Below are 19,028 nucleotides of genomic sequence, written 5' to 3'. Positions count from 1 at the left end.
GGGGTTTCACACCCCCGGGCCCCCGTGGGATATTTGCGAACAGATGAAGGGCGGGTCACGAAGGCTTGAGACTTGCGGCTTTGTCCTCTATCGCCTTTAGGCCAGGCCAAACGAAAGATGACGCGATGAAATTCCTTGACCTTGCCAAAGTCTACATCCGCTCGGGCGGCGGTGGGGCCGGCTGCGTCTCGTTCCGGCGCGAGAAATTCATCGAGTTCGGCGGCCCGGACGGCGGCGACGGCGGCCATGGCGGCTCGGTCTGGGTGGAGGCGGTCGAGGGGCTGAACACGCTGATCGACTATCGCTACCAACAGCATTTCTTCGCCAAGTCGGGCCAGCCCGGCATGGGCAACCAGAAGACCGGCAAATCGGGCGATGACATCGTGATGAAGGTGCCGCTAGGCACCGAGATCATCGACGAGGACGAGGAAACCGTCATCGCCGACCTGACCGAACCGGGCCAGCGGGTCTGCATCGCCAAGGGCGGCAATGGCGGCTGGGGCAACCTGCAGTTCAAATCCGCCACCAACCGCGCGCCGAACCGGGCCAATCCGGGGCAGGAGGGCGTGGAGCGCACGATCTGGCTGCGGCTGAAGCTGATCGCTGATGCCGGGCTTCTGGGCCTGCCGAATGCCGGCAAGTCGACCTTCCTCGCCGCCGTTTCGAATGCCCGGCCGAAGATAGCCGATTATCCCTTCACCACGCTGGTGCCCAACCTTGGCGTCGTGGGGGTGGATGGCAAGGAATTCGTCATGGCCGACATTCCCGGCCTGATCGAGGGCGCCTCGGAGGGGCGCGGTCTTGGCATCCAGTTCCTCGCCCATGTCGAGCGCTGCAAGGTGCTGTTGCATCTGGTCGATGGCACCTCGTCGACCATCACCAAGGATTACCGTACCATCGTGCATGAGCTGGAGGCCTATTCCGATATCCTGGGCGACAAGCCGCGGATTCTGGCCTTGAACAAGGTCGATGCGATGGATGCCAAGCAGATCAGCGACCGCCGCCGCGCGCTGGAAAAGGCCAGCGGGGGCGAGGTGCATGTGATTTCCGGGGTCTCGGGCCGCGGGGTGCAGGAGGTCTTGCGCGCACTTTATGCCGAGATCGAGGGCGAGGCCCCGCAGGAGGAGCGCGGGACATGGCAGCCGTGATGTCCCTGGCCGCGCCCGATGTCGCGGAGGCGAAGCGGCTGGTCATCAAGATCGGCTCGGCGCTGCTGGTTGACCGCAAGACCGGGCTGAAACAGGGCTGGCTTTCAGCGCTGGCGATGGATGTGGCCGAGGCCAAGGTGCGCGGCGCCGATGTGGTGCTGGTGTCGTCGGGTTCCATTGCCCTGGGTCGCAAGGTGCTGGGTCTGGGCGATGGCGCGCTGACGCTGGAGCAATCGCAGGCCGCTGCGGCCGTCGGGCAGATTCGCCTCGCGCGGGCCTATGAGGAGGTGCTGGCGCCGCATGGCATCACCACGGCGCAGGTGCTGGTGACGCTGGAGGATACCGAGGACCGCCGGCGCTATCTGAACAGCCGCGCCACGATGGCGACGCTGCTGGGTCTGGGCGTGGTGCCGATTGTCAACGAGAACGACACCGTGGCGACTGACGAGATCCGCTTTGGCGACAACGATCGGCTGGCCGCGCAGATCGCGGTGACGGTCGGGGCGGATCAGCTGATCCTGCTGTCGGACGTGGACGGGTTCTATTCGGCCAATCCGAAGGAAGACCCCACGGCGGAGCGCTTTGACATCGTGACCAAGATCACGCCCGAGATCGAGGCGATGGCGGGCGACCCGATTTCCGGCCTGTCGAAGGGTGGCATGAAGACCAAGCTTCTGGCGGCGAAAACCGCCGTGGCGGGGGGCTGTGCCATGGCGATCATGGAAGGCAGCGTTCTGCGGCCCCTGTCGGCGCTGGCAAAGGGGGCGAACCGGACGTGGTTCGTGGCGCAGGGCGACCCACAGGTGGCGCGCAAGCGCTGGATCAATGCGATGAAGCCACGCGGCGAATTGCGGCTGGACGCCGGCGCGGTGACGGCGCTGAAGGCCGGGAAAAGCCTGCTGCCGGCGGGTGTGATCGAAGTGACGGGCAGTTTCGGCCGCGGCGATCCGGTGGCGATCCTGTCGCCCGAGGGCGTGGTGTTGGGCAAGGGGCTGGTGGGCTATGCCGTGGCCGAGGCCCGCGCCATTGCCGGGCACCGGTCGGGGGATATCGCGGCGATTCTGGGCTATCCGGGCCGGGCGGCGCTGGTGCACCGCGACGACATGGTGATCTGAGGGGCTGGTCGCCGGGGGTTTCACACCCCCGGACCCCCGTGGGATATTTGGGCCACATTGAAGGGCGCAGGAGAGGGTTGGGCATGTCCGAGGATTTCAGCGCAATGATGGCCGGGATCGGCACCAAGGCGCGGGCGGCGGCAGCAGAGCTGGCCTATGCCTCTTCCGAGCGCAAGGCGGCGGCCTTGCAAGCGGCTGCGGCGGCGGTCTGGGCACGGCGGGAAGAAATTCTCGACGCGAATGTGCTGGACATGGCTTACGGCGAGGAAAAGGGCCTCACGCCGGCCATGCTTGACCGCCTGATGCTGAACGACACAAGGTTGCGCGGCATTGCCGACGGCTTGCGGCAAGTGGCCGAGCAGCGCGACCCGGTCGGGCGGGTGCTGGACGAATGGGACCGGCCGAATGGGCTGCATATCCAGCGCGTTGCGACGCCTTTGGGCGTAGTCGGCGTGATCTATGAATCGCGCCCGAATGTGACCGCGGATGCCGGCGCGCTGTGTCTGAAGGCCGGCAATGCCGTGATCCTGCGCGGCGGCAGCGAAAGCTTCCATTCGTCGGAGGCTTTGCATGATTGCATGGTGCAGGGCCTGCGCGAGGCCGGTCTGCCGGAGGCGGCGATCCAGCTTGTCCCGACGCGGGATCGGGCGATGGTGTCGGAGATGTTGCGGGCGATGAGTTACATTGATGTCATCGTGCCGCGCGGTGGCAAGGGTCTTGTCGGGCTGGTGCAATCCGAGGCCCGCGTGCCGGTGTTCGCCCATCTCGAGGGCATCTGCCACATCTACGCCGACCGCGACGCCGATCTGGAAAAGGCCCGCCGTGTGGTCCTGAACGCCAAGACCCGCCGCACCGGGATTTGCGGCGCGGCCGAATGCCTGCTGATCGACTGGCAGTTCTACACCAAGCACGGCGCGGTGCTGATCGAAGACCTTCTGAAAGCCGGGGTCGAGGTGCGCACCGAGGGCGAGCTTCTGAAGGTACCGGGCACGGTGCGCGCCGCGCCCGACGATTTTGGCCGCGAGTTTCTCGACAAGATCATCGCGGCGAAGCTGGTCGACGGGGTGGATGCGGCGATTGCCCATATCCGCAAATATGGCAGCCAGCACACCGAGGCGATCCTGACGGAAAACGACGCCACCGCCGCGCGCTTCTTCGAACGGCTCGACAGCGCGATCCTGATGCGCAACGCCTCCACCCAGTTCGCCGATGGTGGCGAGTTCGGCATGGGCGGCGAGATCGGCATTGCCACCGGCAAGCTGCATGCGCGCGGGCCGGTCGGGGCCGAGCAATTGTGCAGCTTCAAATACCTTGTGACCGGCGACGGCACGATCAGAACGTAAGCCGGATTTCCGTCTCGCTGATTTCCACGGTCAGGCGGCGGTGCTGGCGCGCGATCTCGTCCGGCACCAGCATGAATTGCACCTGGCCTGCGCCGACCTCGGCGCCGGCCTGCGGGTTTGACAGGGTTTCCCACAGATCGGGGTCGATGCGCAGACGGGGGGCGCTGCCGGTCAGGGTCCAGCGGGCCTCGCCGCGTTCTACCGTGATGCGCCCGCCCTGACCGAGGGCCGTTTCGAGGCAGAGCAGGCAGAGGAAGGCCAGCTTGGTCTCGCGTCGGGACAGATCGGGCGGCGCGTGCCAGTCAACCGTGATGCGGCTGCCGCGCGCCAGATCGCCAAGGATGCTGCGAACTTCGGCCAGGCCGATGCGCTGATCCATCGAGGTCTGGCCAAAGGCCACCCGGAAAAACCGGATGCGGGCATTGGCATGGGCCACGCTTTCGGCCACCAGCGTCATCTCTGGGCCTTTGGCCATGCCATCCATCAGCAACAACTCCACCCCATTGCTGATCGCGCCGATCGGGCTGATAAGATCGTGACAAATGCGCGAACCGAGCAGGGCGGCGATATCTGGCTTGTCCAGCATCGGGCAATCCTTTGAAACAGGGGGCCAAAATGGCAGCACTTCTGGAACCGGGCATGCTGGTGCGCCATCCCGGCCAGCCCGATTGGGGGCTGGGGCAGGTGCAGTCCAACATCAACAACAAGGCGACCGTGAACTTCGAACACGCCGGCAAGCGGGTGATCGATCTTTCGCTGGTCGATCTGATCCCCGTTTTCGGCATTTGACGCAGTATTGGGTTAACAGCTGATTAATGCAATCTGGGATTGCGTTGCGTTATCTGCCTCACGTCCAGATTGGGTCCGGTTGCAATGCGGCCCGGCCCGGCTTAGAACCCTTGGCGCGTGGGGCGGGAATTGGCCGGGGAATGATTGACGACGACAACGCCTTTGTCTTGCGCCTTGCCCGCGACGAGCGCGACCTGCGCGCGGCCCAGCGGCTGCGGTACCGGGTTTTCGTGCAGGAGCTGGGGGCCGAGGGGCCCATGGTGGACCACGACCAACAGCTGGAAACCGATGCCTTCGACCCGCATTTCGATCACCTGCTGCTGATCGACCCCCGCCGGGACGCCGCCCGGCTTGATGATGTCGTGGGCGCCTACCGGCTGTTGCCCTCGGATCGGCTGTCCGGGCCGGGACGCTATTATTCGGAAAGCGAATATGACCTGACGGCGCTGAAGGCCACCGGGCGCAAACTGGTGGAGCTGGGCCGGTCCTGCGTGCATCCCGCCTATCGCGGCGGCAGCGCCATGTTGCAGCTGTGGAACGCGCTGGCCGGCTATGTGCTGGAGCGCGACATCGAGGTTCTCTTCGGCACGGCCTCGTTTCACGGCACGGATGTGCAGGCTCTTGCGCAGCCCTTGTCCTATCTCGCCCATCACCATCTTGCGCCGCCCGAACTGCGGGTGCGGGCCCTGCCACCCCATGCGGCGGCGATGGATATCGTCCCGCCCGCAGCGCTGGACCGCCGCGCCGCGCTGTCGGGGACGCCCGCGCTCATCAAGGCCTATCTGCGGCTGGGGGGCTTTGTCGGCGAAGGGGCCTTTGTCGACCATGAGTTCAACACCACCGATGTCTGCCTGATCCTTGACACCGCCGGGATGAGCGACAAGCACCGCGAGTTCTGGATCCGCAAGAAGGCCGCGCGGGGATGAGCGCGGCGGGGCATACCGACTGGCGCGAGGTGCCGATCGCGGTTGAACGGCCGGGGGTGATCGGCTGGGCGCGGGTCGGCTTGCGCGGGGGCATGCTGGGCCTTGTCACCTATGGCGGTCTTGTGCTGCTTCTGGTGCTGCGCCTGATCGAGCGGCCGCTGTTCGGGCAGGCCCGGCCCATCACGCCGTTCATCACGCAGGGGGTCTGCAAGCTGGCCTTTGTGCTGATGCGCCTGCCGTTGACCGTTTCCGGCAGGCCGATGCGGCAAAAGGGGGCGGTGGTGGCCAACCATTCGTCCTGGCTGGACATCTTCACCCTGAACGCGGTGCAGCGGGTCTATTTCGTCTCCAAGGCCGAAGTGGCGGGTTGGCCCGCGATCGGCTGGCTGGCGCGGGCGACGGGGACGGTGTTCATCGCCCGCAAGGGGACCGAGGCCAAGGCGCAGCAAGAGCTGTTCGAAGAGCGGCTGCGGGCCGGGCACAAGCTGTGCTTTTTCCCCGAAGGCACATCGACCGACGCGCTTCGGGTCCTGCCGTTCAAGTCGAGCCTGTTTCAGGCCTTCTACAGCCACGGCCTTGACCGGGTGATGTTCATCCAGCCGGTGACAGTGATCTACCATGCCGCGCCGGGGCAGGATCCGCGGCAATACGGCTGGTGGGGTGACATGGCCTTCGGCCCGCATCTTCTGATGACGCTGGCCGCGCGGCGGCAGGGGCGGGTCGAGGTGATCTTTCACCCCGAGGTGCCGGTGGATGCCTTTCCCAGTCGCAAGGATCTGGCACTGCATTGCGAACGGGTGATCCGGGCCAGTCATTCTCTGGCCGTGGAATAGCGCGCCTCTCCTCGGGCGCCTCTGGCTTCTCGTCGAGATCCCCGACGAGCGGCGCAGCCGACGAGGAGGTCAGCCGACGAGGAGATCAGCCCAGGGGGGCGATCAGCGCCTGCAGCGCGGCGACGGGGTCTTCCGCGCCCCAGACTTCTGCACCGATGCCGAAGAAATCGGTGACGGGGCCGAATTTCTCGATCAGCGCCGCCGTCAGCGCGCCCTCGGCAATGCAGGGCACCTCGATCATGGCGCTCCACCATTCGAACAGCTCGAAATCGGCGCGCTCGCCCTTGCCAAGCGCGGTTTCGCCCAGCGGGCCGAAGGCCGCATAATCGGCCCCGGCCTCGGCCGCGCTCATGCCCTCATGCCGGGTGGTGCCACAGAAGGCGCCGACAATGGCGTCCTGTCCGAGATCCTTGCGCACCTTGCGGACCGAGCGTGCGCCATCGGTCAGATGCACGCCGTCCAGCCCAAGCCGCTCCACCATCAGCACATGGTTCTCGACGACGATGGCCACGTCGCGCTCATGCGCCACCACGCGGCAGGCGTCGCCGGCGCGCAGGATTTCGTCCTCGTCGCGCGAGGCCAGGGCCAGACGCAGGCAAGCCACTTCCACCGAGTCCAGAACCCGCGCCAGACGGTCCGGGAACACCTCAAGGTCCAGGGCGGGCGGCGTGATGAGCGTGATCTGCGGGCGGTCTTCGGCGGGCATGGGCGTTCCTTCTCGGCAATCCGCCCCCGCTTATCAGCCTTTCCGCGGCTTGGCTACCTTGGGCGGCAAGGCGCGGGCGGTGGAAAGCGCCAGCTGCATCAGGCGCGCGCGCGTGCTGTCGGTTGCAATGGCATCGTCGGCGACATCGACCATGCCTGCCATCGGCTTGCCGGTGAACAGCATCTGCCCGACGCCGGGCAGTGCGAGGGCCTCGGCCTCATGCGCCTTGCCGACCCGAAACATCGCCCCGCCCTTGTGAATGCCGCAGACCATGTGTCCGTGCAGAAGAAAGGCCAGGCCGCCGAACATCTTGCGTTCGCTCACCGGTTCGCCCGCGAGATCGTCGCGCAGGATCTGGGCCAACCCTTCGTCATAGGCCATGGCGCGCACCTTTCCGTTCTGCCGCGATTAGGGTAACAGGCCGGTCGAGCCATTCCAAAGGGTGTTTGCATGATCCCCCCGGTCCTTATCCTCGTGCGCCCGCAGATGGGCGAGAACATCGGCGCGGCGGCGCGGGCGATGCTGAATTTCGGCCTGGACCGCATGCGGATCGTGGCGCCGCGCGACGGCTGGCCGAACCCGAAGGCCAATGCCATGGCCTCGGGCGCGGGGCGGGTGCTGGATCATGCCGGGCTGTTTCCGGATCTGGGGCAGGCGATCGCGGATTGTGACTTCGTCTTTGCCACCACCGCGCGGTCGCGCGAGCTGGTCAAACCCGTGGTGACGCCCGAGCGCGCCATGGAAATGGCGCGGGCCATGGGAGCCGAGGGCAAGCGGGTGGGCATTCTGTTCGGCCCCGAGCGCGCAGGGCTGGAAAACGAGGATGTCGCCCCGGCCAATGCGATCATCACCGTGCCGGTGAACCCCGATTTCGCCAGCCTCAATCTGGGGCAGTCGGCGCTGTTGCTGGCTTATGAATGGGGGCGGCAGAAGGCCGAGGTCGCGCCGGAAGTCATGGTGATGGGCCGCACCGATTTCGCCACGCGGGAAGAGGTGGAAAAGCTGGGCGATCACTTCGAGGAGCGGCTGGAAGCGGCGGGGTTCTTCTTTCCGCCCACCAAGGCGGCAGGAATGCGGCTGAACCTGCGCAACATGTGGGGGCGGCTGGGGCTGACCCGGGCCGAGGTGCAGACCTTCCACGGCATGTTGCGCCAGATTGCCTACAAGCTGCGCCAGCAGGGCGAGGGCGAATAGCCGGACTGTCCCGGCGCCGGGCGAACCTGAGGACCGCGCGCCGGACCCATCGGCGGGAATTGGATATTTAAGCCAGTATGAAAGCAAATTTGATTCAAGTTGTGCGGGTTCTCGACTAGGCTGGCCGCAAAAGACGGGCAGATGACGAGGCAATGCCATGCAGTTCCTTTCGCGGCGGGCGGCGGTTCTTGGGCTGACGGCGGTCGGACTTTCGGCCTGTGTTGGCGGTGGGCGCGGTCCGGTCGGGGTCGCGCAGGCCGAAGCCGCGCCGCGGCCGGTGCCCAATGCGGGCTTTGACGCCTGGGTGGCGGGCTATCGGACCCGCGCGGCGGCGCGGGGCGTTCCGGGGGACGTGATCGACGAGGCGATGGGCTTTGCCGGCTATCTGCCCGAGGTCATCGAGAAAGACCGCAACCAGACCGAATTCACCCGCACGCTGGAGGACTATCTGGCGATTGCGGCAAAGCCCGAACGGGTGAGTCTCGGCCAGCAGAAGCTGCGGCAATATGGTGGAGTTCTGGGCCAGATCGCGGCGCGCTATGGCGTGGAGGCGCATGTGGTCGCTGCCGTCTGGGGGCTGGAATCCTTTTTCGGCACGCGGCGCGGGGTGGTGCCGGTGGTCTCGGCGCTGGCGACACTGGCCTATGACGGGCGGCGCGGCGCGTTCTTTGAAAGCCAGCTGACGGCGGCGCTGAAGATCATCGCCAACGGCGACGTTTCCGCGCGCGGCATGACCGGAAGCTGGGCCGGGGCGATGGGGCATACCCAGTTCATCCCGACCAGCTATCTGGCCTTCGCGGTGGATTTCACCGGCGACGGGCGGCGCGACATCTGGAGTGAGGATCCGACGGATGCCCTTGCCTCCACCGCGGCCTATCTGGCGCGGAGCGGCTGGCAGCACGGTCTGCCCTGGGGCGGGGAAGTGCGGCTGCCCGCGGGGTTCAATCCGGCGCTGCTCGGCCGGGGCAAGGGCAAGTCGGCGACAGAGTGGTCGGACCTTGGCGTCGGCGCGGCTGGTGGCGGGGCGGTGCCGGCGGGCGGGTCGATCATCGCGCCCAAGGGCGTGGGCGGGCCGGCCTTCCTTCTGACCCAGAATTTCAACGTGATCCTGCGCTACAACAATGCCGAAAGCTATGCGATCGGGGTTGGACATCTGTCCGACCGCCTGCTGGGCCGTCCGGCGGTGCAGGCTGACTGGGGGCCGGATGCTTCGGGCCTGACCATGGCCGACCGGCAGGAGCTGCAGCGCGCGCTGACGGCGGCGGGCTATGATACCGGCGGGTCCGACGGGGTGATGGGGGCCAAGACCCGGGCGGCGATCATCGCCTATCAGCAGGCTTCGGGGCTTGCCGTGACGGGCGAGCCGTCACTGGAGCTGCTTCGTCGCTTGCGCTGACGGCGTCGGTCTTGCAAATCCCTTGACTTGAAACGCGGCCTCGTCATGCTGATGGGCAAGACATTTCCTTCCGCGCGTCATCTCGCGATTGTACCATGATTTTGCTTCTGGCCTTGCTGTCTGTCGGTTTGATGGGCCTTGCCGTGGCCCTTCCGGGTGAGTCTGACCTTCTTTTCATGCTGGCCGCCCCCTGCCTGATCGCCGCGATCTGGCTTTTGATGCTGCGGCTTTCCCGGCCCCGCCCGACGGCGCCGGCGCGTCGGGCGGATATCATCGTCGACGGCTCCAACGTGCTGCACTGGAACGACGGGGTGCCGTCCTTGCGGCCGGTGATGGACGTGATCCGCGAGCTGATGGCGCAGGGCCTGACTGTGGACGTGATGTTCGACGCCAATGTCGGCTACAAGATCGGCACGCGCTATCTGCATGACCGCGACCTGGCCTTGCAGATCGGCCTGCCCGAGGAACAGGTGCGGGTGGTGTCGAAAGGCACGCAGGCCGATCACCATATCCTGCGGGCGGCGCGCAGGTTTCAGGCGCAGGTGGTCAGCAATGACCGGTTCCGCGACTGGCAGGCCGAGTTCCCCGAGGTCGACACCCCCGGTTTCCTCATCCGCGGCGGGATGCGCGAGGGCAGCCTGTGGCTGTCGGGGGTCCGGGCGGCGCCAAAGGTTTTGGCGGCTGCGGGGCCTTGAAGCCCCCCGGCGCCGGGCCTAGTCTCTGGCCCGGAAGCGAAGGGGGTGGCCATGGCCGCAAAGCGCAAGCTGTTTGAGGATGTCGGGGCGGTGGCGCCAGTGGCGGCGACGCCCGGTCTGATCGACGGGCGCAGGGGCGCGCGGCGCGGCATCCGGGTCTGGCTGGTGGCGATTTTCCTGCTGGTTGCCATGATGATCGCGGTGGGCGGCCTGACGCGGTTGACCGATTCCGGTCTGTCGATCACCGAATGGAAGCCGGTGACGGGCGCCCTCCCGCCCCTGTCCGAGACGGATTGGGTGGCGGAGTTTGAAAAATATCAAGCCAGCCCGGAATTCCAGCTGCAAAACAGCCAGATGGGGTTGGAAGAGTTCAAGTCGATCTTCTGGTGGGAATGGGGCCACCGTCAGCTTGGCCGGGTGATCGGGCTGGTCTGGGCGCTGGGGTTCGTCGGTTTTCTGGCCGCGCGGGCCATTCCTGCGGGCTGGAACGGGCGGCTTCTGGGCCTTGGCGCCCTGGGTGGGCTGCAGGGCGCGATTGGCTGGTGGATGGTGAAATCGGGCTTTGTCGGCGAGAATGTCGATGTCGAAAGCTATCGGCTGGCCACGCATCTGGGGCTTGCCTTCGTCATTCTGGGGCTGACGGCTTGGTATGTGTTCCTGCTCGGCCGGTCGGAGACCGATCTGATGCAGGCCCGGCGCGCGGCGGAGCGCAAGCTTGTCGGCCTGTCGACCGGGCTTATGCATGCCGCCTTCCTGCAGATCCTTCTCGGTGCACTGGTTGCGGGGATCGACGCGGGGCGCGGTTTCCCGACATGGCCCGACATGAACGGCCAGTTCTTCCCGGCGGATGCCTTTTATGTGCCGGGGCGCCCGGTCTGGGCGGCTTTCTTTGAAAACCCGGGGCTGGTGCAGTTCATGCACCGGATGGCGGGCTATCTGGTGCTGGCCTTTGGCATGGTGGCGTGGCTGCGCGGCCGGCAATCGGCCCATGGCGCGACGCGCGGGGCATTTCATGGCGTGATGGCGATGCTGGTGGCGCAGGTCGCGCTGGGCATCGCGACGGTCCTGACGGCTGCGCATATGGACGTGGCGATCACTCACCAGATCGGCGCGGTGATCCTGTGGGTTCTGATCATCCGTGCCCGGCATCTGGCGATGTATCCGGTCGCAGGTTCCATCCGGGAGGGCACGGCATGACCAATAACACCGCATTCGCCGAGTTGATGGCCTTCCAGCGCCAGACCGAGGCTTTGGGCAATGTGGCCGAACGGCTGGGCTGGGATCAGGAGACCATGATGCCGCGCGGCGCGGCGGATCAGCGCGGCGAAGAAATGGCGGCGATCGAGGGCGTGTTGCATGCCCGGCGCACCGACCCGCGCATTGCCGGCTGGCTGGCGGCGGCCGAAGTGTCCGACGCGGCCGGGGCTGCGCAATTGCGGCTTATCCGCCGGTCTTATGACCGCAGCGTGAAGGTGCCGGCAGATCTGGCCGAGGCGCTGGCCCGGCTGACCTCGGTGGCGCAGGGGATCTGGGCCGAGGCGCGCGCGGCGGGGAACGTGGCGGCCTTTCTGCCGACGCTGGCCGAAGTCTTGGCGCTGAAGCGGCAAGAGGCGGCGGCACTGGCCGAGGGCGGTGATCTTTATGACGCGCTGATCGACGATTATGAACCGGGTGCGACGGCGGAAAGCCTTGGCGCGATGTTCGGGCGGATGCGGCCGCGGTTGGTGAGCCTGCGCGAGAAGGTGCTGGGCAAGCCCGCGCCACAGAAGATCGAGGGGCATTTTTCGACCGACAGCCAGATGCGCATGGCGCGCGATCTGGGCACGGCCTTTGGCTATGACTGGTCGCGCGGGCGGATGGATCTGGCGGTGCATCCGTTCTCCTCGGGTGGCGGCGATGACAGCCGGATCACCACCCGCATCGTCGAAACCGACCCGTTCAACTGCTTTTATTCCACCATCCACGAGGTCGGCCATTCCAGCTATGAGCTGGCGATCGATCCCGATTACGCCATGACGCCCATTGGCCATGGTTGTTCCATGGGGGTGCATGAAAGCCAGAGCCGGATCTATGAAAACCAGATCGGGCGCGGGCGGGCCTTCACGGGCTGGATGTTCGAACAGATGCGCGAGCGGTTTGGCGAATTCGGCGTCCGCTCCGCCGATGAGTTCTATGCCATCGTCAACCGCGTGCAGCCGGGCTTCATCCGGACCGAGGCCGACGAGGTGCATTACAACCTGCACATCATGATGCGCTTCGATCTGGAGCGGGCGCTTGTGCGGGGCGATCTGGGGGTCAATGACCTTGAAGCGGCGTGGAATGACCGCTTCAAGGCCGATTTCGGCGTGGCGGTCGATCAGCCCGCCCATGGGCTTTTGCAGGACGTGCATTGGTCTTGTGGCCTGTTCGGCTACTTCCCGACCTATACGCTGGGCAATGTCTATGCCGGTTGCCTGCATCAGGCCCTGCGCGTGGCCGTGCCGGATCTTGATGACCAGTTGGCGGCGGGCGATACCTCGGCGGCGACGGGGTGGCTGCGCGAGACCCTGCAACGCCATGGCGGGCTGCGCGAACCGCGCGCCACCATTGCACAGGCCTGCGGCTTTGATCCGCATGAAGGCCCGCTTCTGGACTATCTGGAGGCGAAGTTCGCCGGGCTTTACGGGTTGTGAGCCGGGCACATGCCCCCGGTTCGGCGCCCATCTGGGCTCTGGCCGTCGGGCAGACCCTGACCTATGCGGGTGTCTACTATGCCTTTCCGGCGATCCTGCCGGATTTGCTGGCGGAAACCGGCTGGACCGCCGCAGAGCTGGCGGCAGGGCCGACGCTGGGCTTCATGGTCATGGCGGCGCTGACGCCCTTTACGGGCCGCTGGGTGGACCGGGGCTGGGGCGGCGAGCTGCTGACCTACATGCCGATCCTGGCCGCGCTGGGCGTCGCCGCCCTGGGGTTTGCGCCCAGTCCCGGCTGGTGGTTGGGCATCTGGGCGGTGCTGGGCGTGGCGCAGGCGACCTGTCTGTACGAGACCTGCTTTGCCTTCCTGACCCGGCGTCTGGGGGAGGGGGCGCGGCTGGCGATCACCCGTGTCACTCTGGTCGCGGGTTTTGCCGGCACGCTGACCTTTCCGCTGGGCGACATTCTGGCGCGCGCCTATGGCGGGCAGGGGGCCTTGATCGGGTTCAGCCTGCTGATCCTGTTCGGCGCAGTGCCGGTGAACGCCTGGGCGGTGCGCGCCCTGCGCCGCATGGAGCGGGCCGAGGCGCCCCGCCGTCACCCGCCCGAGCCGGGCGCGCTGCAGGCGGCGCTGCGTCGCCCGGCCTTCTGGGCAATTTCGGCGATCTTCGGGCTGATCTGGCTGAACCATGGGGTGCTGCTGACCTTTATCCTGATGTTGTTTCAGGACCGGGGCGCCAGCGCGGGGATGGCGACGCTTGCCGCTGCCTGCATCGGGCCGTCGCAGGTGGCGGGGCGGGCGGTGCTGCTGGCGTTTGCGTCGCGGATCTCCAACGCAAGGGCGAGCCTGTGGTCGCTGGCCTCGGTTCTGGGGGCGGGCGTCATCTTGTGGGGGGCCGGCTGGCTGCCGGCGCTGATCTTCGTCTTTGCCATGCTGCAGGGCGCGGGCGCGGGGCTGCTGTCGAACCTGCGGCCGATGCTGGTGGCCGACCTGCTGGGTCGGCGGGGCTTTGGCGCCATCTCTGGTGCTGTGGCGGTGACGCCGATTCTGGCCTCGGCGGCGGCCCCGAGTTTCGGGGCAGCGCTTCTGGGGCTTGGCGGGCCGGGGCTGATCTATGGCGCGTGCCTTGCCATGGCGGCGGCAGGGCTGGCGATCGGCGCCGGGCTTCTGGTGCGGCGGGAGGAGGAGGGGGGCTGATCCCGCCCTCAGCCCCAGTTCGGCGGGCGTTTTTCAAGAAAGGCCGAGATGCCTTCGTCGGTATCGGGGGTCAGCATGTTGTCCACCATGGCGCGACCGGCGAGGGCATAGGCTTCGGCCGCAGTGAGGGGGAGCTGATCGTAGAAGGCGGCCTTGCCGATGCGGCTGGCCTTGGCAAGCTTGCCCGCCACGGTCTCGGCCAGCTTGCGGGTCTCGGTCTCCAACGCCTCCGGGGCGGTGACGCGGTTCACAAGGCCGACCTCGCGGGCGCGTTCGGCGCTGATGAACTCTCCGGTCGACAGCATTTCAAAGGCGACAGCGGGGGGCACCTTGCGGCTGAGCGCGACCATGGGGGTAGAGCAGAAAAGCCCGATGTTGATGCCGTTGACACCGAACCGCGTGCCATGGCTTGCCACCACCATGTCGCAGCTTGCGGCCAGCTGGCAACCTGCGGCAGTGGCGATGGTGTGAACCTGCGCGATGGTGATTTGCGGCAGCTTCTGCAGCGCTTGCATCATGGCGGCGCAGGCGGCGAACAGGCTTTGATAATAGACGGCGCCCTTGTCGGCGTCCGCCCGGTGCGACTGCATTTCCTTCAGGTCATGGCCGGCGCAAAACGCCTTGCCCGCGCCCTTCAGGATCACCGCGCGGATCGTGCGGTCCTTGGCAAGCCGGGCGATCTCGGTGGACAGCGCCAGCAGCATGGCGTCGGACAGGGCGTTGAAATTCAACGGGCTGTTCAGGGTCAGCGTGGCGATATGGGCCTGGTCGTTGCGCAAAAGAAGCGGTTCGGTCATTGCAATTCCCTCGATTTCGCCGCCAGTCTAGGCCCGGGCCAGCGCGGAGGAAAGCATGGGATTGGCGATGGACACGGCCGCATTGCAGGCCTTTCTGGCGCGGGACTTCGGGCAGGTGGCCGGCGATTTCACGGTAGACAGCGTGGGGTCCGAGGGGCTTGTGCTGCGCCTCAAGGTGACCGAGCGGCATTTGCGGCCCGGCGGCACGGTGTCGGGGCCGTCGCTGTTCGGGCTGGCCGATGTGGCGATGTATCTGGCGATCCTGGCGCGGATCGGCCCGGTGGCCTTGGCCGTCACCACCAGTTGCAGCATGGATTTCATGCGCAAGCCGGCGGCGGGACGCGACGTGCTGGCGCAGGCCCGCGTGCTGAAGCTTGGCCGGTCTCTGGCCGTGGGCGATGTGTTCCTGTTCAGCGAAGGGGTCCCGGAGCCGGTGGCGCGGGCCGGGCTGACCTATTCCATCCCGCCGGCGAAGACCTGAGGTCAGTCCTTGTTGCGGGTGAAGCGGCCTTCGATCTGCGCGCCGCTTTCGATCACCAGCGTCGAATAGGCGACGTTGCCCGTCACCTGCGCTGCCGCGCGCAATGTCAGGCTTTGGCTGGCGATCTGGCCCGAGAGGCGTCCCTTGATTTCGACGGTGTCGGCGGAAATGTCGCCCGACATCAGGCCATCGCCACCGATGATCAGGCTCTGGGCCTGTATCGTGCCTTCGACCTCGCCCAGAAGTTCGACGCTGCCCGAGGAGCGGATATCGCCGGTGATCTTCAGATCGGCCCCCAGCACCGAGCGGGTGTTGCTGGTCGCACCCGCCGGGGCGCGCGGCGGGGCAGGGGTCTGGTCGGCAGTCTTGGAAAACATTGCTCAAATCCTTGGCAGCAGCGGAACCTCATAAGGAACGAAGGCGGAATATCGGTCAAGGGTCCCGGTGGGACGAGGCCGGGGAATGCGCGGGAAGCGACGCGAGGACGGCGCGGAAAGACTGACAAGAGCGCGGCGATATGATCAAATGGTGGCGGGAATCGGTTGCGGGAGCGCGGAGATGGCGGGCGAAGACGGGTTTTTCAAACCGGTATCGGGTCTTGACCTGCCGCGATTCGCCGGCGTGCCGACCTTCATGCGGCTGCCGCATGTGCCCTTTGACCATCCGCGCTTTGCCGAGGTGCAGATCGGCCTGATCGGCACTCCCTGGGACGGCGGCACGACCAACCGCCCCGGCCCGCGCCATGGCCCGCGCCAGCTGCGCGATCTGTCGACGATGATCCGGGCGCAGAACGGGGCGACCTGGGTTGCACCCTTCGACCTCGCCCGCTGCGCCGATCTGGGCGATGTGGCGCCGAACCCCGGCGATCTGATGGAGTCGATGACGCGGATGGAGGCGTTCTACGACCGGGTGGTCGCGGCGGGCATCCGGCCCTTGACCGGGGGCGGCGACCATCTGTGTTCCCTGCCGATCCTGCGGGCGGTGGCAAAGCCGCGGCCGGTGGGTGTGATCCAGTTCGACAGCCATACCGACCTCAATGACGCCTATTTCGGCACCTCGCGCTATAACCACGGCACCCCGTTCCGCCGCGCGGTGGAGGAGGGGCTGATCGACCCGAAGCGCTATGTCCTGATCGGCATTCGCGGCACGGCCTATGGCCGCGAGGACTGGGATTTTGCCGCCGCCAATGGCATCCGCATCATTCCGATTGCCGAGTTCCACGCCCGCGGGGCCGAGGATGTGATGGTCGAGGCGCGCGAGATCGTCGGGACGGGGGCGGTTTACGTCACCTATGACATCGACTTCGTCGACCCGACCTTCGCGCCGGGCACCGGTACGCCGGAAGTGGGCGGTCCGAATTCATGGCAGGCCTTGCAGGTGGCGCGCGGCTTGCGCGGACTGGATGTGGTGGGGGCGGACCTTGTGGAGGTCTCGCCGCCCTTTGACCCCAGCGGCGGGACGGCATGGCTGGGGATTTCGCTGATGTTCGAGATGCTGTGCGTGATGGCCGAGCGGATTGCAGGCTGAAAGGGCAGGGCGGGGGGCCTGCCCCCCGCACCCCCCGGGATATTTATGAACAGATGAAGGAATGGGCAGATGGCTGCTGAAATGATTGTAACGAATGCGCGGGTGTTGACGATGGACCCGGGCAAGCCCCGCGCCGAAGCGGTGACCTTGGGCGGGGGCAAGGTGCTGGCGGTTGGGGGCCGGGCCGAAGTGGAGGCTCTGGCCGGGCCGGGGTGCAGGGTGATTGACGCCGGGGGGCGCACGGTGCTGCCGGGCTTTGTCGAAAGCCACCTGCATCTGGTGCTGGGCGGGGCGGAGCTGGTGCAGTTGCAACTGGGTGGCGTCGAGGGGTTTGCGGCGCTGAAGGCGGCGTTTCTGGATTATGCGGGACAGAACGGGCATCGCCCGCTCTTGATGGCGCAGGGCGCGGCTTATGAGATTCTGGACCATCCGGTCACGCGGCAGGACCTGGACCGGGTGATTGCGGATCGCCCGATCGCCATGATGTCGCCGGACCATCACACGGTCTGGGCCAATACGGCGGCGTTGCAGGCGGCGGGCCTCTTGCACGGTGCCAAGACCCCGCCCGGCCATATTGTCGTGATGGGCGAGGATGGCACGGCGACCGGCGAATTGCGCGAGTTCGAGGCCTTTGGCCCGATCCTGGCGCTTGGGGGCGAGGCGCATCTGCAACTGGGCATCGCCACGGGCGGCGAGCCTTCGCCCTGGCCTGATGCTGCCCTGCGGGCGGCGGACAAGGACAAGGTGGCGGCGGGGCTGGCGCATTGCGCCGCGCATGGCATCACCGCGATGGTGAACATGGACGGCAACCGCTATACCTGCGTGCTGCTCAAGGAAATGGCGGACGAGGGCCGCCTGACCGCGCGGGTCGTCGTGCCTTTCCACATGAAACCGCATATGGAGCTGGCGGAGCTGGAGCGGGCTTCGGCCATGGCGGATGAGTTCACCGGCGACTGGGTGCGCTCGGGCTTTGTGAAGATGTTCATGGATGGCGTCGTCGACAGCCGCACCGCCTATATGCTGAACGCCTATCCCGGCACCATGGAGCGGGCAGAGCCGCTGTTCGAGCTGGAGCGCTTCAAGGACATCTGCGCCGAGATCGACCGGCGCGGCCTGCAGATTGCGGTGCATGCGATCGGCGATGCGGCGGTGCGCCAGACCATCGACGGCTATGAGGCGGCACAGAAGCGCAACGGCAAACGCGATGCCCGCCACCGCATCGAGCATATCGAGCTGATCGACCGGGCCGATGTGCCGCGTCTGGGCGCCTTGGGCATCACCGCCAGCGTCCAGCCACCCCACCCGCCGGGGGCGATGGATTTCCCGATGTCCACCATGGACCATGTGTTCCACAAGGGACGCTGGCGCGATGCCTATCTGTGGAAGACGCTTGCCGACCATGGCGCGCCCTTGGCCTTTGCCTCCGACTGGCCGGTGACGGATGTCTCGGTGATGCGGGGGATTCAGGCGGCGATGACGCGCAAGCCCTATGACGGCTGCCAGGATGAACGGGTCAGCCTGATGGAGACGCTTCACGCCTATACGGCGGGCGGCGCCTGGGCGGCGCATCTGGAGGAGGTGACCGGAACGCTGAAGCCGGGGATGGCGGCGGATCTGGTGATGATCGACGGCGACATCGAGGCGATTGCGGCGGAAAACATCGGCCAGACCGGAATCGCGCTGACGGTTTCGGGGGGGCGGATCACCCATCAGGCGCCGGGAATCGGCTGAACGACCGCGATTCTGCGCCGATAAGGCGATGATTCTGGAGTGATTCCGGGGCGGAGAGCAGGCAAGACCCGCGTCGCCCCGGAAAGCGCCGCCGCAAAGCGCAAAAAATTTCAGCTGCGGCATCAAGAAAACAAGGGTTTCCGGGGCGGCCGACAAAAAATCGTCACATGCCCTGCTTTTTCCTCTTGCGGCTTCCAGCGCCTCTCCGTAAATACCGCCTCACCGAAGACGACGAGACGCAGCGATGCAGACGGCGCCGACGGGAAGCGAGATGAAACGCTCGTAACGAAATCTGGATGCACGAAGGCAAGACGCCCGAAGTTCGGGTGTGTTGTTTGTTTTGTGTCCGCGCTCTTTGACATTGATGAGAATGAAGGGATATGTGGGCGGTTTGGGCGCATCGGCGTCGAGACAGTTTGCATATCTGCCCAGCAGGGGAGCGGAGTGATCCGCCGACCGATGACCTGGGAAGCTTC

The 19,028-nt window shown here is 66.5% G+C and carries 21 protein-coding genes; 15 read left to right on the top strand and 6 right to left on the bottom strand.

All coding sequences use genetic code 11. The features are described from left to right. Positions 1-125: 125 nt before the first annotated feature. The 3 genes from obgE to G4Z14_RS17680 all read left to right on the top strand — a co-directional run bounded on the left by obgE (position 126) and on the right by G4Z14_RS17680 (position 3,606). The gene (gene obgE, locus G4Z14_RS17690; protein WP_164628121.1) at positions 126-1,148 is read left to right on the top strand and encodes a GTPase ObgE; all 1,023 of its coding nucleotides are present in this window, start codon (positions 126-128) and stop codon (positions 1,146-1,148) included. Beyond that, positions 1,136-2,263, top strand: a complete 1,128-nt coding sequence (gene proB / locus G4Z14_RS17685; RefSeq protein ID WP_407703842.1) for a glutamate 5-kinase — start codon at positions 1,136-1,138, stop codon at positions 2,261-2,263. Before obgE ends, proB begins: the two co-directional genes overlap by 13 nt. An 83-nt stretch (positions 2,264-2,346) precedes the next feature. After that, on the top strand, positions 2,347-3,606 hold the full coding sequence (locus tag G4Z14_RS17680; RefSeq protein WP_164628119.1) for a glutamate-5-semialdehyde dehydrogenase: 1,260 nt from the start codon (positions 2,347-2,349) through the stop codon (positions 3,604-3,606). Here the strand turns inward: G4Z14_RS17680 and G4Z14_RS17675 are convergent. Continuing rightward, complete coding sequence (locus G4Z14_RS17675; protein WP_164628117.1) at positions 3,596-4,192, bottom strand: histidine phosphotransferase family protein; 597 nt, start codon at positions 4,190-4,192, stop codon at positions 3,596-3,598. The two genes, G4Z14_RS17680 and G4Z14_RS17675, sit on opposite strands and share 11 nt — an antisense overlap. 29 nt (positions 4,193-4,221) lie before the next feature. Here G4Z14_RS17675 and G4Z14_RS17670 point away from each other — a divergent pair, with 29 nt between their 5' ends. The 3 genes from G4Z14_RS17670 to G4Z14_RS17660 all read left to right on the top strand — a co-directional run bounded on the left by G4Z14_RS17670 (position 4,222) and on the right by G4Z14_RS17660 (position 6,154). After that, the gene (locus tag G4Z14_RS17670; protein ID WP_164628115.1) at positions 4,222-4,395 is read left to right on the top strand and encodes a DUF3553 domain-containing protein; all 174 of its coding nucleotides are present in this window, start codon (positions 4,222-4,224) and stop codon (positions 4,393-4,395) included. Between the two features lie 140 nt (positions 4,396-4,535). After that, positions 4,536-5,321: a GNAT family N-acetyltransferase gene (locus G4Z14_RS17665; protein WP_164628113.1), complete on the top strand. Its 786-nt coding sequence runs from the start codon at positions 4,536-4,538 to the stop codon at positions 5,319-5,321. Beyond that, positions 5,318-6,154 carry a lysophospholipid acyltransferase family protein gene (locus G4Z14_RS17660; RefSeq protein WP_164628111.1) on the top strand — a complete coding sequence of 279 codons (837 nt, stop codon included), beginning with the start codon at positions 5,318-5,320 and terminating at the stop codon, positions 6,152-6,154. The genes G4Z14_RS17665 and G4Z14_RS17660 overlap by 4 nt, the downstream gene beginning before the upstream one ends. An 85-nt stretch (positions 6,155-6,239) precedes the next feature. Here the strand turns inward: G4Z14_RS17660 and G4Z14_RS17655 are convergent, their stop codons facing one another. After that, positions 6,240-6,860, bottom strand: coding sequence for a thiamine phosphate synthase (locus tag G4Z14_RS17655; protein WP_164628109.1), 621 nt, complete (start codon positions 6,858-6,860; stop codon positions 6,240-6,242). A 33-nt stretch (positions 6,861-6,893) separates the two neighbouring features. Next, positions 6,894-7,241 (bottom strand): TfoX/Sxy family protein, encoded by a 348-nt coding sequence (locus G4Z14_RS17650; RefSeq protein ID WP_164628107.1) that lies wholly within the window; start codon positions 7,239-7,241, stop codon positions 6,894-6,896. 69 nt (positions 7,242-7,310) lie between these two features. Between G4Z14_RS17650 and G4Z14_RS17645 the strand changes: the two genes are divergently transcribed. The 6 genes from G4Z14_RS17645 (at position 7,311) to G4Z14_RS17620 (ending at position 14,016) form a co-directional block, all read left to right on the top strand. Beyond that, entirely contained in the window at positions 7,311-8,054 is a 744-nt protein-coding gene (locus G4Z14_RS17645; protein WP_164628105.1) for an RNA methyltransferase, read from the top strand. Between the two features lie 157 nt (positions 8,055-8,211). Next, positions 8,212-9,450 carry a lytic murein transglycosylase gene (locus G4Z14_RS17640; protein ID WP_164628103.1) on the top strand — a complete coding sequence of 413 codons (1,239 nt, stop codon included), beginning with the start codon at positions 8,212-8,214 and terminating at the stop codon, positions 9,448-9,450. Positions 9,451-9,626: 176 nt separating this feature from the next. After that, positions 9,627-10,145, top strand: coding sequence for an NYN domain-containing protein (locus G4Z14_RS17635; RefSeq protein ID WP_227751842.1), 519 nt, complete (start codon positions 9,627-9,629; stop codon positions 10,143-10,145). Positions 10,146-10,196: 51 nt separating this feature from the next. Next, positions 10,197-11,342, top strand: coding sequence for a heme A synthase (gene ctaA, locus G4Z14_RS17630; protein ID WP_164628099.1), 1,146 nt, complete (start codon positions 10,197-10,199; stop codon positions 11,340-11,342). Further along, complete coding sequence (locus tag G4Z14_RS17625) at positions 11,339-12,817, top strand: carboxypeptidase M32 (RefSeq protein WP_164628097.1); 1,479 nt, start codon at positions 11,339-11,341, stop codon at positions 12,815-12,817. The genes ctaA and G4Z14_RS17625 overlap by 4 nt, the downstream gene beginning before the upstream one ends. Continuing rightward, entirely contained in the window at positions 12,814-14,016 is a 1,203-nt protein-coding gene (locus G4Z14_RS17620; protein WP_164628095.1) for an MFS transporter, read from the top strand. Before G4Z14_RS17625 ends, G4Z14_RS17620 begins: the two co-directional genes overlap by 4 nt. An 8-nt stretch (positions 14,017-14,024) precedes the next feature. Here the strand turns inward: G4Z14_RS17620 and G4Z14_RS17615 are convergent, their stop codons facing one another. Continuing rightward, positions 14,025-14,813 (bottom strand): enoyl-CoA hydratase, encoded by a 789-nt coding sequence (locus tag G4Z14_RS17615; RefSeq protein ID WP_164628093.1) that lies wholly within the window; start codon positions 14,811-14,813, stop codon positions 14,025-14,027. A 55-nt stretch (positions 14,814-14,868) separates the two neighbouring features. On the opposite strand from G4Z14_RS17615, the gene G4Z14_RS17610 reads away from it, so the two are divergent. Next, the gene (locus G4Z14_RS17610; RefSeq protein ID WP_164628091.1) at positions 14,869-15,294 is read left to right on the top strand and encodes a PaaI family thioesterase; all 426 of its coding nucleotides are present in this window, start codon (positions 14,869-14,871) and stop codon (positions 15,292-15,294) included. A gap of 2 nt (positions 15,295-15,296) precedes the next feature. Here the strand turns inward: G4Z14_RS17610 and G4Z14_RS17605 are convergent, their stop codons facing one another. Further along, positions 15,297-15,671 (bottom strand): bactofilin family protein, encoded by a 375-nt coding sequence (locus G4Z14_RS17605; RefSeq protein WP_164628089.1) that lies wholly within the window; start codon positions 15,669-15,671, stop codon positions 15,297-15,299. Between the two features lie 181 nt (positions 15,672-15,852). Here G4Z14_RS17605 and G4Z14_RS17600 point away from each other — a divergent pair, with 181 nt between their 5' ends. Both G4Z14_RS17600 and G4Z14_RS17595 read left to right on the top strand, forming a co-directional pair. Then, positions 15,853-16,821 carry an agmatinase gene (locus G4Z14_RS17600; protein ID WP_164628087.1) on the top strand — a complete coding sequence of 323 codons (969 nt, stop codon included), beginning with the start codon at positions 15,853-15,855 and terminating at the stop codon, positions 16,819-16,821. 69 nt (positions 16,822-16,890) lie between these two features. Next, on the top strand, positions 16,891-18,552 hold the full coding sequence (locus G4Z14_RS17595) for an amidohydrolase (protein WP_164628086.1): 1,662 nt from the start codon (positions 16,891-16,893) through the stop codon (positions 18,550-18,552). Between the two features lie 122 nt (positions 18,553-18,674). On the opposite strand, the gene G4Z14_RS18995 is transcribed toward G4Z14_RS17595, so the two are convergent. Then, the coding region (locus G4Z14_RS18995) for a hypothetical protein (RefSeq protein ID WP_227751841.1) at positions 18,675-19,028 on the bottom strand (354 nt) is incomplete at its 5' end.

The organism is Tabrizicola oligotrophica (genome assembly GCF_011008935.1).
In the GTDB taxonomy this organism is placed as follows: domain Bacteria; phylum Pseudomonadota; class Alphaproteobacteria; order Rhodobacterales; family Rhodobacteraceae; genus Tabrizicola_A; species Tabrizicola_A oligotrophica.
Note: the sequence above shows the minus strand (reverse complement) of the source record. Positions and strands in the feature narration are given on the sequence as shown.

Coding starts and splice junctions, on each gene's coding strand:
- G4Z14_RS17660 (WP_164628111.1), top strand. CDS start 5,318: ATGAGCGCGGCGGGGCATACCGACTGGCGCGAGGTGCCGATCGCGGTT.
- ctaA (WP_164628099.1), top strand. CDS start 10,197: ATGGCCGCAAAGCGCAAGCTGTTTGAGGATGTCGGGGCGGTGGCGCCA.
- G4Z14_RS17640 (WP_164628103.1), top strand. CDS start 8,212: ATGCAGTTCCTTTCGCGGCGGGCGGCGGTTCTTGGGCTGACGGCGGTC.
- proB (WP_407703842.1), top strand. CDS start 1,136: ATGGCAGCCGTGATGTCCCTGGCCGCGCCCGATGTCGCGGAGGCGAAG.
- obgE (WP_164628121.1), top strand. CDS start 126: ATGAAATTCCTTGACCTTGCCAAAGTCTACATCCGCTCGGGCGGCGGT.
- G4Z14_RS17655 (WP_164628109.1), bottom strand. CDS start 6,860: ATGCCCGCCGAAGACCGCCCGCAGATCACGCTCATCACGCCGCCCGCC.
- G4Z14_RS17610 (WP_164628091.1), top strand. CDS start 14,869: ATGGGATTGGCGATGGACACGGCCGCATTGCAGGCCTTTCTGGCGCGG.
- G4Z14_RS17625 (WP_164628097.1), top strand. CDS start 11,339: ATGACCAATAACACCGCATTCGCCGAGTTGATGGCCTTCCAGCGCCAG.
- G4Z14_RS17605 (WP_164628089.1), bottom strand. CDS start 15,671: ATGTTTTCCAAGACTGCCGACCAGACCCCTGCCCCGCCGCGCGCCCCG.
- G4Z14_RS17600 (WP_164628087.1), top strand. CDS start 15,853: ATGGCGGGCGAAGACGGGTTTTTCAAACCGGTATCGGGTCTTGACCTG.
- G4Z14_RS17635 (WP_227751842.1), top strand. CDS start 9,627: ATGCTGGCCGCCCCCTGCCTGATCGCCGCGATCTGGCTTTTGATGCTG.
- G4Z14_RS17615 (WP_164628093.1), bottom strand. CDS start 14,813: ATGACCGAACCGCTTCTTTTGCGCAACGACCAGGCCCATATCGCCACG.
- G4Z14_RS17675 (WP_164628117.1), bottom strand. CDS start 4,192: ATGCTGGACAAGCCAGATATCGCCGCCCTGCTCGGTTCGCGCATTTGT.
- G4Z14_RS17670 (WP_164628115.1), top strand. CDS start 4,222: ATGGCAGCACTTCTGGAACCGGGCATGCTGGTGCGCCATCCCGGCCAG.
- G4Z14_RS17650 (WP_164628107.1), bottom strand. CDS start 7,241: ATGGCCTATGACGAAGGGTTGGCCCAGATCCTGCGCGACGATCTCGCG.
- G4Z14_RS17680 (WP_164628119.1), top strand. CDS start 2,347: ATGTCCGAGGATTTCAGCGCAATGATGGCCGGGATCGGCACCAAGGCG.
- G4Z14_RS17595 (WP_164628086.1), top strand. CDS start 16,891: ATGGCTGCTGAAATGATTGTAACGAATGCGCGGGTGTTGACGATGGAC.
- G4Z14_RS17645 (WP_164628105.1), top strand. CDS start 7,311: ATGATCCCCCCGGTCCTTATCCTCGTGCGCCCGCAGATGGGCGAGAAC.
- G4Z14_RS17665 (WP_164628113.1), top strand. CDS start 4,536: ATGATTGACGACGACAACGCCTTTGTCTTGCGCCTTGCCCGCGACGAG.